The organism is Maridesulfovibrio ferrireducens (assembly GCF_016342405.1).
Lineage (GTDB): Bacteria > Desulfobacterota > Desulfovibrionia > Desulfovibrionales > Desulfovibrionaceae > Maridesulfovibrio > Maridesulfovibrio ferrireducens_A.
Genome location: NZ_JAEINN010000006.1, coordinates 124,084 through 136,782 on the forward strand (window position 1 = coordinate 124,084; position 12,699 = coordinate 136,782).

14 protein-coding genes are annotated in these 12,699 nt (G+C 43.2%); 7 read left to right on the forward strand and 7 right to left on the reverse strand.

Going from position 1 to position 12,699, the window contains the following annotated elements; all coding sequences use genetic code 11:
• Window positions 1–46 precede the first annotated feature (46 nt).
• From JEY82_RS08395 to queA, 7 genes are all read right to left on the reverse strand, one after another.
• Window positions 47–1,003 (reverse strand): sensor domain-containing diguanylate cyclase, encoded by a 957-nt coding sequence (locus tag JEY82_RS08395; protein ID WP_304084851.1) that lies wholly within the window; start codon window positions 1,001–1,003, stop codon window positions 47–49.
• A 35-nt stretch (window positions 1,004–1,038) separates the two neighbouring features.
• Window positions 1,039–1,857 carry a shikimate dehydrogenase gene (aroE, locus tag JEY82_RS08400; RefSeq protein ID WP_304084852.1) on the reverse strand — a complete coding sequence of 273 codons (819 nt, stop codon included), beginning with the start codon at window positions 1,855–1,857 and terminating at the stop codon, window positions 1,039–1,041.
• A gap of 98 nt (window positions 1,858–1,955) precedes the next feature.
• Window positions 1,956–2,501, reverse strand: a complete 546-nt coding sequence (locus tag JEY82_RS08405) for a 2-oxoacid:acceptor oxidoreductase family protein (protein WP_304084855.1) — start codon at window positions 2,499–2,501, stop codon at window positions 1,956–1,958.
• Between the two features lie 4 nt (window positions 2,502–2,505).
• Window positions 2,506–3,270, reverse strand: a complete 765-nt coding sequence (locus JEY82_RS08410; protein ID WP_304084858.1) for a thiamine pyrophosphate-dependent enzyme — start codon at window positions 3,268–3,270, stop codon at window positions 2,506–2,508.
• A 2-nt stretch (window positions 3,271–3,272) separates the two neighbouring features.
• Window positions 3,273–4,340: a 3-methyl-2-oxobutanoate dehydrogenase subunit VorB gene (locus tag JEY82_RS08415; protein WP_304084861.1), complete on the reverse strand. Its 1,068-nt coding sequence runs from the start codon at window positions 4,338–4,340 to the stop codon at window positions 3,273–3,275.
• 1 nt (window position 4,341) lies between these two features.
• The gene (locus tag JEY82_RS08420) at window positions 4,342–4,575 is read right to left on the reverse strand and encodes a 4Fe-4S binding protein (RefSeq protein WP_092157948.1); all 234 of its coding nucleotides are present in this window, start codon (window positions 4,573–4,575) and stop codon (window positions 4,342–4,344) included.
• Between the two features lie 166 nt (window positions 4,576–4,741).
• The gene (queA, locus tag JEY82_RS08425; RefSeq protein WP_304084863.1) at window positions 4,742–5,827 is read right to left on the reverse strand and encodes a tRNA preQ1(34) S-adenosylmethionine ribosyltransferase-isomerase QueA; all 1,086 of its coding nucleotides are present in this window, start codon (window positions 5,825–5,827) and stop codon (window positions 4,742–4,744) included.
• A gap of 145 nt (window positions 5,828–5,972) precedes the next feature.
• Here queA and JEY82_RS08430 point away from each other — a divergent pair, with 145 nt between their 5' ends.
• The 7 genes from JEY82_RS08430 (at window position 5,973) to JEY82_RS08460 (ending at window position 12,506) form a co-directional block, all read left to right on the forward strand.
• Window positions 5,973–6,650, forward strand: coding sequence for a hypothetical protein (locus JEY82_RS08430; protein WP_304084864.1), 678 nt, complete (start codon window positions 5,973–5,975; stop codon window positions 6,648–6,650).
• Between the two features lie 172 nt (window positions 6,651–6,822).
• Window positions 6,823–7,314: a hypothetical protein gene (locus tag JEY82_RS08435; RefSeq protein WP_304084866.1), complete on the forward strand. Its 492-nt coding sequence runs from the start codon at window positions 6,823–6,825 to the stop codon at window positions 7,312–7,314.
• Complete coding sequence (coaBC, locus tag JEY82_RS08440; RefSeq protein WP_304084868.1) at window positions 7,314–8,525, forward strand: bifunctional phosphopantothenoylcysteine decarboxylase/phosphopantothenate--cysteine ligase CoaBC; 1,212 nt, start codon at window positions 7,314–7,316, stop codon at window positions 8,523–8,525. The genes JEY82_RS08435 and coaBC overlap by 1 nt, the downstream gene beginning before the upstream one ends.
• Window positions 8,501–9,274, forward strand: coding sequence for a hypothetical protein (locus tag JEY82_RS08445; protein ID WP_304084870.1), 774 nt, complete (start codon window positions 8,501–8,503; stop codon window positions 9,272–9,274). Before coaBC ends, JEY82_RS08445 begins: the two co-directional genes overlap by 25 nt.
• A gap of 98 nt (window positions 9,275–9,372) precedes the next feature.
• Window positions 9,373–10,686: a nodulation protein NfeD gene (locus tag JEY82_RS08450; protein WP_304084873.1), complete on the forward strand. Its 1,314-nt coding sequence runs from the start codon at window positions 9,373–9,375 to the stop codon at window positions 10,684–10,686.
• A 27-nt stretch (window positions 10,687–10,713) separates the two neighbouring features.
• On the forward strand, window positions 10,714–11,502 hold the full coding sequence (locus tag JEY82_RS08455) for a slipin family protein (RefSeq protein WP_304084876.1): 789 nt from the start codon (window positions 10,714–10,716) through the stop codon (window positions 11,500–11,502).
• A complete protein-coding gene (locus JEY82_RS08460) occupies window positions 11,499–12,506 on the forward strand; it encodes an NAD-dependent epimerase (protein WP_304084879.1) in 1,008 nt (335 codons plus the stop codon). The genes JEY82_RS08455 and JEY82_RS08460 overlap by 4 nt, the downstream gene beginning before the upstream one ends.
• Window positions 12,507–12,699: the final 193 nt, after the last annotated feature.

The window sequence follows — 12,699 nt, forward strand, 5'->3', positions numbered from 1 at the left end:
TTATTGCAACGGGCTTTCTTTTTGAGTTTGAGATTATTTAAAGGTATTAACAGACCTTATTTCTTCCAGACTGCTTTGCTTCATAAAGAGCTTTGTCGGCTCTATTTATGACGGAGTCTATATCACGGTCATCATCGGTCAGTTCACTAACTCCTGCACTCACTGTGATAGAAATATTTCTACTTCCGCAGACAATATTCATTTTTTGAATACGTTCACGAATTCTGTTTGCTAACAGCTTCGCAGAAGTTAAATCTGTTTCAGGCAACGCAACGATGAACTCTTCTCCACCATATCTGCCGAAAAGATCGGTTGTTCTTAATTGTGAGTTAACTTTTTTTGAAAATTCTTTCAAAACAGTGTCCCCAACTTGATGTCCATATTTATCATTTATTTTTTTAAACCAATCTAAATCAAAGAAAATAAATGATAAGTGATGGTTATAGCGTTTTGATCTGTTTATCTCTATTTCGGCTTTTGTAAGAAAAGAGTATCTGTTGTCTATTTGAGTTAGTGCATCAATCTCAGAAATCCTTTTTAATTGGTAGTTGTTATCGATAATAGTTAATTCTCTTTCGATCAGATCTCTAAGTTTCTCAATTAATTTTTCATGGTTGTCACTGTAGTTGTTTTCTTTTGAATCAAGAATGCAAATAGTTCCAAAGGGGTTTCCGTCTGGGTATCGTATGGGAAATCCTAGGTAAGAAATCATGTTCAGCTTTACATCGGGATTGTTTTTCCACTTGTCATCTGTAAGAGCATTGGTCACTTTTAGTTTTTTATTACTTTTGATGACGGTTTCACAATATAAGCCAGAGTTTTCCATTACTTCATTTTCGCCTACTTTATATGGATTGTCTGGTGTTTTGCTTGATACGAAAACTTCAAGCTTACCCTTATCAAGTTTCATGATTAAGCCCGCAGGAACGTTGATAATAGCTGCTAATAAATCGACAACATCTTGCCATTCTTGAATTAACAAATCGGCATCTATGTGTTCCATATTTATCCTCCTCTGGAGCAGTGTTCACTGATTCTTTACAGGTGCTTAAGTAAAAGCTTACGAGCTTCTAATTCATCTAAATCATGATTTGTCCATAATTTAAACTGAGCTAGGCCTTGATGTAAAAACATTTCAATTCCGCTGATAGTTTTACTGCCTTTTGCTTTCGCGTCTCTAAGGAAAATGGTTTCAAGCGGGTTGTAGACCAGATCATAGACAATTGTTTTTTCGTCAATATGATCCATGATCATGGGGTTGATCTGCTGCTTGTCTCCAGACATGCCGAGTGATGTTGAATTTATGACCAGATCATAATGTTCATTGCCTCTTTCGTCCCAATCGACACATGATATTTCAAATTCATCAGCCAGAGCATCGGCTTTTGATTTTGTTCTGTTTGTAATGAAGATCTTTTTAATTTTAAGACTCTTAAGTCCTACAATTGCCGCGCGAGCCGCCCCTCCTGCGCCAATGAGCAAAGCTCTTTCCACATGATCACAATGAGGGCGTAAGGGTTCTGAACAACCAGCTGTATCCGTATTGTCACCAATCAGTTTATTCTGTTTCCAGTAGAGAGTGTTCACAGCGCCAACTGACTTTGCGCGGGGAGTAAGTTTGTCAATGTAGTTCATTACAGACATCTTGTGGGGAATGGTCACGCTTGCACCTGAAATCGGCAGAGTTTTAAGAGCTGTCATGAAGTCACCGAGTTTCTCCGGCGTAGTGGGCCAAGCCATGTATGCGGCTTTAATGTTTTTTTGCGAAAATCCCCAATTATGCAGAAGAGGACTCATCGAGTGTCCTAGTGGAAACCCGATTATCCCGAAAAGTTTTTCTGGTCTGAAAACGTTCATTTTTGGCTCCTACGATTAAAAAAAGGCCCGGATAGAAGGGCATAAAGCCTTTCTATCCGGGCCTTGATAGCCATTACTGATTCTTTTGAATCTTTTGGTTAAGCAATAGCGTCAGCGCCTGCTTGCAGAGCTTCGGCATTTTTGGGGATAAGGTGAGTGTAGTGAGCGGAAATTACGTTTGGCAAACTGTCGATAACAGCCTTAATGTCCATAATTCCTGTTGCTTTGATGAAAGCGCCCAGAGCTACCATGTTTGCCATGCGGGTATTGCCGATTTTGTCGGCGATATCGTTGGCAGGAACAAGGTATGATTTGATGCGGTCAGTATCAACCAGCTCTTTATCTATAAGAGAGGAATTGACTATCTGAACTCCGCCGTCCATCAGAACCGGCTGGAATTTTTCCAGTGAAGGACGGTTCATCATAATCAGGCCGTGCGGGCTGCGGATGATTGGGGATCCAATTTCTTCTTCGGAAAGAACAACTGTACAGTTGGCCGTTCCGCCGCGCATTTCAGGGCCGTATACTGGGATGTAGGTTACATTGAGTCCGGCATTCATGCCCGCATAGGCTAGCAGGTTGCCGATAAGCATGACGCCCTGTCCGCCGAATCCGGCAATAATGCTGTCAAGATACTTGCTCATCTGGCTAGTCCTCCGCTTCCACTGTTAAATCTTTAAACACACCCAGAGGGAAGTAAGGAATCAACTCTTCTTCGATTCTTTCATTCGCCTTGATCGGGGTCATTCTCCAGTTGGTCGGGCAGGTTGCCAAAAGCTCAATGAATCCGAATCCGAGTTCTTTCTGCTGAACTTCAAAAGCTTTTTTCATAGCTTTTTTAGCTTTGCGGATATTTTTAACATTGTTCACAGCCACACGAGCTGAGAAAGCGGTTCCGCCGAGCTGGCTGATAATTTCAGCCATACGGATAGGCATGCCTTCTTTTGCAGCATTACGTCCGGCAGGTGAGGTTGTGGTCTTTTGCCCAATCATTGTGGTCGGGGCCATCTGGCCACCTGTCATTCCGTAAACAGTGTTGTTTACGAAGATGATGGAGATGTTTTCACCACGGTTTGCACAGTGCATAATTTCAGCCATACCGATTGATGCAAGGTCGCCGTCTCCCTGGTAGGAAAGAACGAACTTGTCGGCACGTGCTCTTTTTACACCTGTTGCAACAGCAGGAGCGCGACCGTGAGGAGCTTCCACGCTGTCGACGTGAAGGTAGTTGTAGAGAAAAACAGAACAGCCGATGGAAGTTACGAGAAGTGTGTTCTCGGTAAGGTCCATTTCGCTGAGCAGTTCTCCAGCTAGTCTTTGAACTACACCGTGCTGGCAGCCCGGACAGTAGTGAGTCGGCACATCTACAAGAGCATCAGCTCTGTCGAATGCTATAATTTCTTGTTCGCTCATATCTATTTACCTCCAAGACTTTTAAGGATCGGTCCTTCGAAGTCATCGGGAGTGGGGAGGTTGCCCGGTAGGAAGCCGAAGAAGTCTGAATCCGTGATTGTGCGGATTGAAAGACGGACATCTTCAACCATCTGTCCAAGGTTATGTTCTATTGTAAGGAACTTCTTACCTTGCTCAGCAAGTTTTTTGAGATCGCCGGAAGGGAACGGGTAGAGTGTGATCGGTCTGAAAAGGCCGACTTTGTGTCCTTCGTTCCTGAGTTTTTTGATTGTGCTTTTTACAATTCTGCCGATAGATCCGTAGGCTACGACAACAAGTTCAGCATCATCAATCTGATATTCTTCCTGCTGAGTGTATGAAGCCATGTCTGTATACTTGTCCTGCAACATCTGATTGTGAGCAGCTAAAGAGCCTTCACTGAGGAACAGGGATTTAAGTATACGGCCTTCGCGGCCTTTGGCTCCGCACATGCGCCAGTCGTGGCCTTCTTTTTCGTCTTTTTCGTCTGGAGTCCATGTGATGACAGGCTCTTTCATTTGTCCGAGAATGGCATCACCGAGAATCATGACGGGGTTGCGATATTTAAAAGCAAGGTCAAACGCCTTGATTGTCAGGTCATATGCTTCCTGACATGTGCCGGGAGCGAGGACTAGTAATCTGTAGTCACCGTGACCGCCGCCTTTTACAGACTGAAAATAGTCGCCCTGACTAGGTCCGATGTCGCCAAGACCCGGTCCACCGCGGTTCATGTTGACAATGACTGTAGGCAGCTGACTTCCTGCGAGGTAAGATATTGCTTCCTGTTTTAGTGATATGCCGGGGCTTGATGATGAGCTCATGCTTCTAACACCGCATGCAGCCGCTCCGATGAGCATATTTGCCGCCGCAATTTCACTTTCCGCCTGCACAAATTCACCGCCGACTGCGGGAAGTGCTGCTGACATATATTCAGGGATGTCATTCTGCGGTGTGATGGGGTAGCCGAAGTAGCATTTGAGGCCGGCTGCGATCGCGCCGCGTGCAATAGCCTCATTGCCTTTGATAAAAAGTTTTTCGCCGTTATTAGCCATCTTATTCTGCTCCTTTGGCTTTCGGGGTCCTGTAGACGCGGATAGCCACGTCCGGACATATAAGTGCGCAAGACGTACAGCCTGTGCATTTATCCATGTCTTCAGCCGGAACTTCGGCCACTTTGTAGCCGTGCTGATTGAAACGGTCGGATTGCCTTATAATTTCCTTTGGACAGACAACTGTGCAGAGCAGGCAACCCTTGCACCGTTCTTCCAAAAATTCAACTCGGGACATCCTAAACTCCTGTTACCGTGACAGAAAAGCCCGTAATTAAACGGGCCAAGGACCATTACGGTCATTAATAATTTTAGAACAGTCTGCATTAGAGGCCGACTATTTCATAAGTAGCGTATAACGATTTACTGTTAGGTGCAAATTTTGGGATTGTACGTGGTTTAAATTATCTGATGTACATTGAATCACCATAAGAAAAGAATCTGAATTCGTTTTCTATGGCTTTTTGATATCCATTCAAAACGTGATTCCTACCAGCCAGAGCGGAAATCATAATTACAAGTGATGATTCTGGCAAATGAAAATTAGTCAACATGCGGTCTACAACCTTAAATTCATAGCCGGGATAGATGAAAATATTAGTTTCACCCTTGAATGCGCATATCTTTCCGGTTTGTTGAAAAGCTCCTTCAAGCGTTCGGGCCGAAGTTGTCCCTACGGCAATAACAGCCCGTCCTTCGTCTTTAGCTTTTTGGATTGCGCGGGCTGTTTCTTCCGGAATTTCAATATATTCGCTGTGCATTTCATGATCGCGAATGTCGGTAGTTCTGACCGGGCTGAAAGTTCCGTACCCTACATATAAAGTGACTTCGACCCGCTCGATATTTTTCTCGCGCAGTCTTTCTTCAATTTCTTTTGAAAAATGAAGTCCGGCTGTCGGCGCTGCCACCGATCCGGCTTTATCATCACAGGCGTAGAGAGTCTGATATCTTTCATTATCAGTTTCATTAGCAACGCGCCTGATATATGGTGGAAGGGGAATTTTGCCGCAGGTTTCAAAAATTTCTTTTAAGCTTCCCTGCCATTCAAGCTCAACATCAGACAGCCCGAATTGGCCTTTGCCTAAAACCGTAAGTTTCATGTCACAGTCGAATTTAACTTCGCTGCCGATTTTTGTCGGTTTTGAGGAACGCAGTAATCCTTTGACAACAGCTTTATAACCTTGCGGGGTTGCAGTTGGCACAATTAAGGGAACCGGGGAGAGGAGTAAAAATTCAACTCTTCCGCCCGAAGGCTTTTTACCGAAAATTCTGGCAGGTATAACTTTTGAGTTATTTGCAACCAGAAGCGCTCCTTCAGGTAAAAGGTCAGGAACGTCGGTGAATGATTTGATTTCAGTTTCACCTGAAGTTCTGTCCAGAACCATCAGTTTTGAATCGTGTCTTTTTTCGGCAGGGCACTGTGCAATGCGTTCTTCCGGTAATTCAAAGTTGTAGCTTTCTAAATTTAAATCTTTTGGGATTGTCTTCATTTTTTCAGTTTTCTTTATTGATGATAATCTGGTAAGAATCTTTCCAACAAGCAGATAGACTCTTTTAGGACTTCGTTTAATGCTTGATTGCTGTTCAATTAGGTTGTTTCATTCTCACGTTGATCACGAACTTACGGATTATACTATGAAATGGTTATCAGTCGCGGAAATATCCAAGATTACTATGATTCCTGCTCCTACCGCCAGGCGTTACGCCTCGCTGTTTAAGGAGTACCTTTCTTGCAGAAAAATGGGCAGGGTAACAAAATACCCGGAATCTGCCGTTGAAATTTTTAAACGTATTGTTTCCCTTTATAATGATGGTATGGTGACCACCGAGATAGAGGAAATACTTCGTTCTGAATTCCCTCGTACAATCGAGATCAGCTCAACCGAAAGGTCCGTCGCCTCTCAGCCTTCTATGAATATTCAGGCAGAGCTGAGCGGAGCTTTTGCTGACATGATGGCGAACATGACAAAATCACTTGAAATGGTTGCTAATCAGAAGTCCATCATTGATGAACAGCGTGAAGATATTTATAAGCTCAAAAAAGCTTTTGTTCTTCTTGCTCGCAGTCAGAAAAAAATCAAGGCTCTTCCTCAGCTTGACATCAGTTCAATTACTGAGGGATACGACGAAAGAACGTGCGCTCTTGAGCAGAAGGATGTTGAATTAGAAGAAGTCACTTCTGAATTGTCTCAAGAAAACAGTAACTTGCGAAATAAAATTGAAGTTATGGAAGCTGAACTTGTCAGGCTTCGCCGTGATCGTAGAGAGATGGAAAATTATTTCCTGGATAAAATCAAACGTCTTAAACCTTAGATCCGGTTGATGGCAATTGATTTTTCATCTTTGAGTCTGTAGAAAAAGTCTAGAAGATATTCTGCTTATGACTTATATAAAGCTTAATTTCCTTGATTGGCATCTTTTAAAGCTCTCTATTTGAGTGTAATTATTACAACTTAATTTGGTTTTTAATACCGGAGGAACAAATATGCGTAATGTTATCAGATTATTAGTTGTTTCAATGTTGGTTATGCAGCTTTTAGGTTGTGTCAGCGGGAAAAAAACTAGCCCGGAAGAACCCGCTGTTGCGGCAGTCGGTGCAACTGAAAGCTATGAAGAATTTGTACCTTATACCGAATTTGATGATATAGCCGTTCCAAACGAACTCAGCCGTGTGCCTGAAAGAACCTTTATATATGAAAATAAAGAATTCAAAACCGGCATGATCGTAATGAAAGGCCGTGTTGAAAATCAATCACTGATCGATTTTTTCGTGAATCAGATGGCAAAAGACAACTGGACAAAAGAAAGCTCTATAATTTCCAGCATGTCCACCATTGTCTTTAAGAAGCCTTACAAAAGTTGCATGATTCGTATCACTGACGGTTCATACAACACCGAAGTTGAAATTTATGCTGTAGAACTTAAAGCTGAATCTCTTCGCGATAGTGGCGGGGTTCACGAGCAGAATATAAAATAATGAATGAACATCTTAATTTTGACTGTTTTCTAGGAAAACGGATTCACCTCGGGGTTTGCGGAAGCGTTGCAGCCTATAAGTCTTTGGATCTTTTGCGAATGTATCGCAAGGCCGGGATAGAAGTCAGCGCCACCTTAACTTCAGGTGCACAGGAATTTATTAAGGGCCTCAGTTTTGAGGCCCTTGGTGCTTTTAAAGTTTGGGATTCGATGTTTCCAGCCGGAGATGAGATTTTCGGACATCTTGAACCCGGTCAGGCTGCTGATGCCTTAGTTGTCGCTCCTGCCACAGCCTCCACCCTTGCCCGCATGGCTTACGGTTTGGCGGATGATATGCTTTCCTGTCAGGTTCTTGCTTTTCCCGGACCGAAGCTTGTTGCTCCGGCTATGAATCCGGCCATGTGGAATGCTTCTGCGACTCGCGACAATTGTGCTTTGCTTGCTAAGCGCGGAGTTGAGTTTATAGGTCCTGATTGCGGCGATGTTGCTTGCGGTGATCACGGAAGCGGGCGGCTTGCTACTCTGGAATCAATCTTCGTGCATTCTCTCAGGGCTGTTTCACCCGATGATATGAGTGGTAAACATGTACTGATTACTCTGGGGCCTACACGTGAAAAATGGGATGCGGTCCGTTTTTGGTCTAATCCTTCCTCGGGGTTGATGGGCGCTTGTATCGCGATGGCGGCATGGCTCAGGGGAGCTAAAGTTACTGTTGTCTCCGGTCCGGTTAACTGGTGGTTTCCTGCCGATGTTAACGTAATCAAGGTCGACAGTGCGCGTCAGATGTTCGAAGCCGCCACTGACGTATGGCCCGAGTGTACAACTGGTTGCCTTACTGCCGCAGTAGCAGATTTTAGGCCTGTTCCTCATGGTGAAAGCAAATTTAAAAAAGCTGGTCAGGATTCGCTCAGCGTTAATTTTGAATCCAACTCTGATATATTAAAGACTCTTGGAGCTACGAAGCGTGATGATCAGGAACTTATCGGTTTTGCTGCTGAAACTTCTGACATTGAAAAGGCTGCTGCCGGAAAGCTTAAGGCTAAAAATTTGGACATGATAATTGCCAACCTCATAAATATGCCGGGAGCGGGATTTGAGTCTTTCACAAATTCTGTTTATGTCTTAGACAAGTCTGGCCGGGCCGAAGAATGGCCTAATCTTCCAAAAACAGAAATAGCGTGGCGAATATGGGATCTCCTTCTGCAGAATTAAATGTGCTCGAAAGCGTCAGGCCGTGGTATCAAAACGGCCTGCGTTTTATATTTAAAGACGCTTTGCCCGAGCTTGAGCAGCTTGAGCTTGCTGCTAAGCAGAAAACTATAAGCGCAGTGCAAGCTTCTCCTAATTCTTCGCAATCAAATGTGAATAGAGCTCCGCAATCGTCTCCTGTCAGCAAGGCAGCCGCCGCGCCTATGCCAACTCATTTTAAGCAGTCAACGCCGCCTTTGAAGCCTTCTCGCATTCCGCCTCCGCCTGTTAAGCAGAGTATACAGCCAATAAAACACCCTGATGCCGGCTCATGGCCTGATCCATGGAGCTTGATTGCATCGCGCATAACTCCGCGATTGCAGATTTTTTGGACCTACCCGCAACTTGGGAAGGATCTTTCAGGTGATGCAGATCCTGCAAGGCGTAAGCTTTTCCAATCTCTTATCGGGTACATGGGGCTTCCTAAAGGAGCTATTTCGTTTTGGCCGTGTACAACTTGGAACGGAAATGCTCTTGAAAACAGGCCGGATATTTTCTGGAAAGGAGTCGAGTCCTACGGTGTAAAATTCGTAGCTTGTTTTGGTATAAAGGGTCTTTCAGTTATCGCACCCGAGGCTCCCGAAAATGCTTCTTCCGCTTATGTTAACGGCGTGCAGGTCATAGTGTTACAAGACCCGGATCTCCTCAAAGTACTTCCACCTGAAGAGCAGCAGCTTCTTTCTATTCCTCTTTTACGTCTTCCTCTTTTTTAAATATAAGCGGGAACCTGCCTTTTTTAATTTGTTTTGTTTATTTATCAGCGCTGATTTGGCATGATGGATTACAAAAGCAATAGGCAGGGAGAACGCATATGTTATTTTTCAAACATCTAAGACAACTTTACTCATGTATGATTATCACTCTTGTGATTATCATCTTCATGTCAGGCTCAGCTTATGCCGGAGAAGGGTTAAAAATCCTATACGGCCAGTTAGAAGGAGCCATAAGTCCTGCTCAGGTCAGCCTGATTGAGAATATGGCTAAGCTGGCGGTTGATGATGAACATGATTTGATTTTGTTGCGATTAGATACGCCGGGCGGACTTACAACCTCGATGCGGGACATCGTCAAGATCATGATGAATCCGCCAGTTCCAATTTGCATATGGGTTGGCCCTGAAGGCTCACATGCCGCGTCTGCCGGAGTTTTTATGGTTGCGGCTGCTAATGTGTCAGCCATGGCCCCCGGTACAACCGTCGGGGCCGCTTCACCCGTTTCATCGTCCGGTGATGATCTTCCTGATACTATGAGCAAGAAGGTTACAAGTGACTTAGCCAGCCTGATCAAAGGAGTTGCTCGTAAAAGAGCTAGGAATATCAACTGGTACTCCGATTCTGTTACTAAAGGAGTTAGTATTGATGCTCAGGAAGCAGTCACACTGAATGTTGTTGATTTTATAGCTGTTTCACCTGATGATTTTCTTGAGCAGCTTGGAGCTAAGGGTCTTCTCTTGAATGGGGAGGAAGTGAAATTTTCCAAGAATGGTTATTCTCTTGTAAATTATGAAGCTGGACTGAGTTATTCTGTTCTTTCGTGGCTTCTAAATCCGCAGGTTGCTTATTTTCTGTTGATAGCCGGTATTGTCGGTCTCTTTTTTGAGCTGGTTAGCCCCGGAGCCATTTTCCCGGGAGTTGTCGGTGGTTTTTGTCTTGTAACAGCTCTTTATGCCATGTCTATCCTTCCCACAAACGCTACAGGTCTGCTTTTAATGCTTCTTGGCGGAGTGTTTTTTATCCTCGAAGTTTTTATTGTCAGTTACGGGTTACTCAGCGTTGCAGCTATTATCAGCCTTTTTGTAGGTTCTCTTGTGCTTTTCAGAGGAGGCGAGGTTCAACAGCTACCACTTGGGACAATTATAGGTACGGTTTTATCCTTTGCGGTCTTTGTAGGTAGTGTTGTTTATCTTGTTGCAAAAGCTCATTCCCGTAAATCCGATTTGGGTGTGCAGGGGATGATCGGGCTTGAGGGTGAAGTCATTAACGTTCAGGATACAAAACTGAAAGTTCGTGTTCGTGGTGAAATCTGGAATGCGGTTTATGATGATGAGTCTGTGCTAGAGCTTGGTTCAAAAATAAAAGTTATTAATGCTGAGGGATTAACTTTAACAGTGACGAGTATGTCTTAGTTTTAACTTTTAAAATGGAGGACTGTCATGACTTATATGATTCCTGTGATTCTTTTTCTTATTTTTTTTCTGGTAACAGCTCTTAAAGTTTTAAATGAGTATGAGCGGGGCGTTATTTTCAGGCTTGGTAGAGTCATAAACTCCAAGGGGCCCGGGTTGATCATTCTGATTCCTATCGTGGATAAAATGGTAAGAGTCTCACTTAGAATTATGACTCTTGATGTGCCCAGTCAGGATGTAATTACTAGAGATAATGTCAGTGTTAAGGTTAATGCTGTAATTTATTTTAGAGTGATCGATCCTATCAAAGCTATTCTTGAAATAGAGGATTTTATGTTCGCCACTTCTCAGCTTGCCCAAACCACCTTGCGTAGCGTATGTGGGGGAGTCGAGCTTGACGATATCCTTTCTCAAAGAGAAAAAGTAAATAATGAAATTCAGGAGATCCTGGATATTCATACTGATCCTTGGGGAATTAAAGTCAGTACCGTTGAGCTTAAGTATGTCGATCTTCCGCAGGAAATGCAGAGAGCGATGGCCAAGCAGGCTGAGGCCGAGCGTGAACGCAGAGCTAAGGTTATTAATGCATTGGGTGAATTTCAGGCTGCGGAAAAGCTTTCGCAGGCAGCTAAAATTATTTCAGCTCACCCTGAAGCTTTGCAACTCAGATATTTACAGACTCTTCGAGAAATGTCTGCTGAGGGTAAGGCTTCTACTATAATCCCACTCCCCCTTGATTTGATGAGGATGTTGGCACCTGGTGCCGGCAGTGGGGAGTTAATTGAAAAAAAAATCCAAGAGAGTAGCGAAGAATGAAAGTTCTTGTAACCGGAGCAGCCGGATTTATCGGCTTCCACCTTTCTAAGCGCCTTTTATCTGAAGGACACGAAGTCATTGGCCTTGATATTTTAAATGATTACTATGATGTTCAGGTCAAAAAGAATCGTTTGAAACAGATTGAAGATCATGAAAAATTCATATTTGCTTATATTGATATGGCTGACAGAGAAGCCATGGCTAAACTTTTTGCCGAGCATCAGTTTACACATGTTGTTAACCTTGCTGCTCAGGCCGGTGTTCGTTATTCGCTCGAAAACCCTCAGGCTTATATTGATTCAAATGTTGTCGGTTTTATGAATATCCTTGAAGGGTGTAGACATAACGGAGTTAAGCATCTTGCTTATGCATCCTCAAGTTCTGTTTACGGTCTTAATACAAGCATGCCTTTCAGTACTCATGACAATGTTGATCATCCGATTTCCATGTATGCTGCAACTAAAAAATCTAACGAATTGATGGCTCATTCATATAGTCATCTTTTTAATATCCCTACAACAGGGCTTAGATTTTTTACTGTATACGGACCTTGGGGCAGACCTGACATGGCTTTGTTCCTCTTTACTAAGGCAATAGTGAACAATGAGCCTATCAATGTCTTTAATCACGGGAAAATGCTTCGTGATTTTACTTTCATTGATGACATAGTTGAAGGCGTTGTGAGAGTTCTTAAGAACACTGCTCAGCCGAATCCTGACTGGTCCGGGGATGCTCCTGATCCTTGTACAAGCCCGGCTCCTTTCAGAATCTATAACATTGGTAACAATCAGCCAACTGAGTTGATGCGTTATATCGAAGTGCTTGAAGACTGCCTTGGCAAGAAAGCCGAGAAAATCATGATGCCTTTGCAGGCTGGAGATGTACCTTGCACATATGCTAATGTTGATGATCTTGTTAAAGATGTAGGCTTTAAACCTTGCACCACAATTGAAGAAGGCATTGCAAAATTTGTTGCTTGGTATAAAGAGTACTACAAAGTTTAGAGTTTTTGTCTTCATTTTTAAGCTTTTTAAGGCCGCTGTTCACAGCGGCCTTTTTTTTGTTATGATGATCAGATAATTTTTTTTACTATTATTTCAAAAAAATACTTTTTTTAAAAAGGGTTAAGCTTAATAATCTGGTGATTGTTTAGATTATCAGTCTCTTTTTTGTTTTTGATTTCTTGATTTAAACAAA

Coding starts and splice junctions, on each gene's coding strand:
- JEY82_RS08395 (WP_304084851.1), bottom strand. CDS start 1,003: ATGGAACACATAGATGCCGATTTGTTAATTCAAGAATGGCAAGATGTT.
- aroE (WP_304084852.1), bottom strand. CDS start 1,857: ATGAACGTTTTCAGACCAGAAAAACTTTTCGGGATAATCGGGTTTCCA.
- JEY82_RS08405 (WP_304084855.1), bottom strand. CDS start 2,501: ATGAGCAAGTATCTTGACAGCATTATTGCCGGATTCGGCGGACAGGGC.
- JEY82_RS08410 (WP_304084858.1), bottom strand. CDS start 3,270: ATGAGCGAACAAGAAATTATAGCATTCGACAGAGCTGATGCTCTTGTA.
- JEY82_RS08415 (WP_304084861.1), bottom strand. CDS start 4,340: ATGGCTAATAACGGCGAAAAACTTTTTATCAAAGGCAATGAGGCTATT.
- JEY82_RS08420 (WP_092157948.1), bottom strand. CDS start 4,575: ATGTCCCGAGTTGAATTTTTGGAAGAACGGTGCAAGGGTTGCCTGCTC.
- queA (WP_304084863.1), bottom strand. CDS start 5,827: ATGAAGACAATCCCAAAAGATTTAAATTTAGAAAGCTACAACTTTGAA.
- JEY82_RS08430 (WP_304084864.1), top strand. CDS start 5,973: ATGAAATGGTTATCAGTCGCGGAAATATCCAAGATTACTATGATTCCT.
- JEY82_RS08435 (WP_304084866.1), top strand. CDS start 6,823: ATGCGTAATGTTATCAGATTATTAGTTGTTTCAATGTTGGTTATGCAG.
- coaBC (WP_304084868.1), top strand. CDS start 7,314: ATGAATGAACATCTTAATTTTGACTGTTTTCTAGGAAAACGGATTCAC.
- JEY82_RS08445 (WP_304084870.1), top strand. CDS start 8,501: ATGGGATCTCCTTCTGCAGAATTAAATGTGCTCGAAAGCGTCAGGCCG.
- JEY82_RS08450 (WP_304084873.1), top strand. CDS start 9,373: ATGTTATTTTTCAAACATCTAAGACAACTTTACTCATGTATGATTATC.
- JEY82_RS08455 (WP_304084876.1), top strand. CDS start 10,714: ATGACTTATATGATTCCTGTGATTCTTTTTCTTATTTTTTTTCTGGTA.
- JEY82_RS08460 (WP_304084879.1), top strand. CDS start 11,499: ATGAAAGTTCTTGTAACCGGAGCAGCCGGATTTATCGGCTTCCACCTT.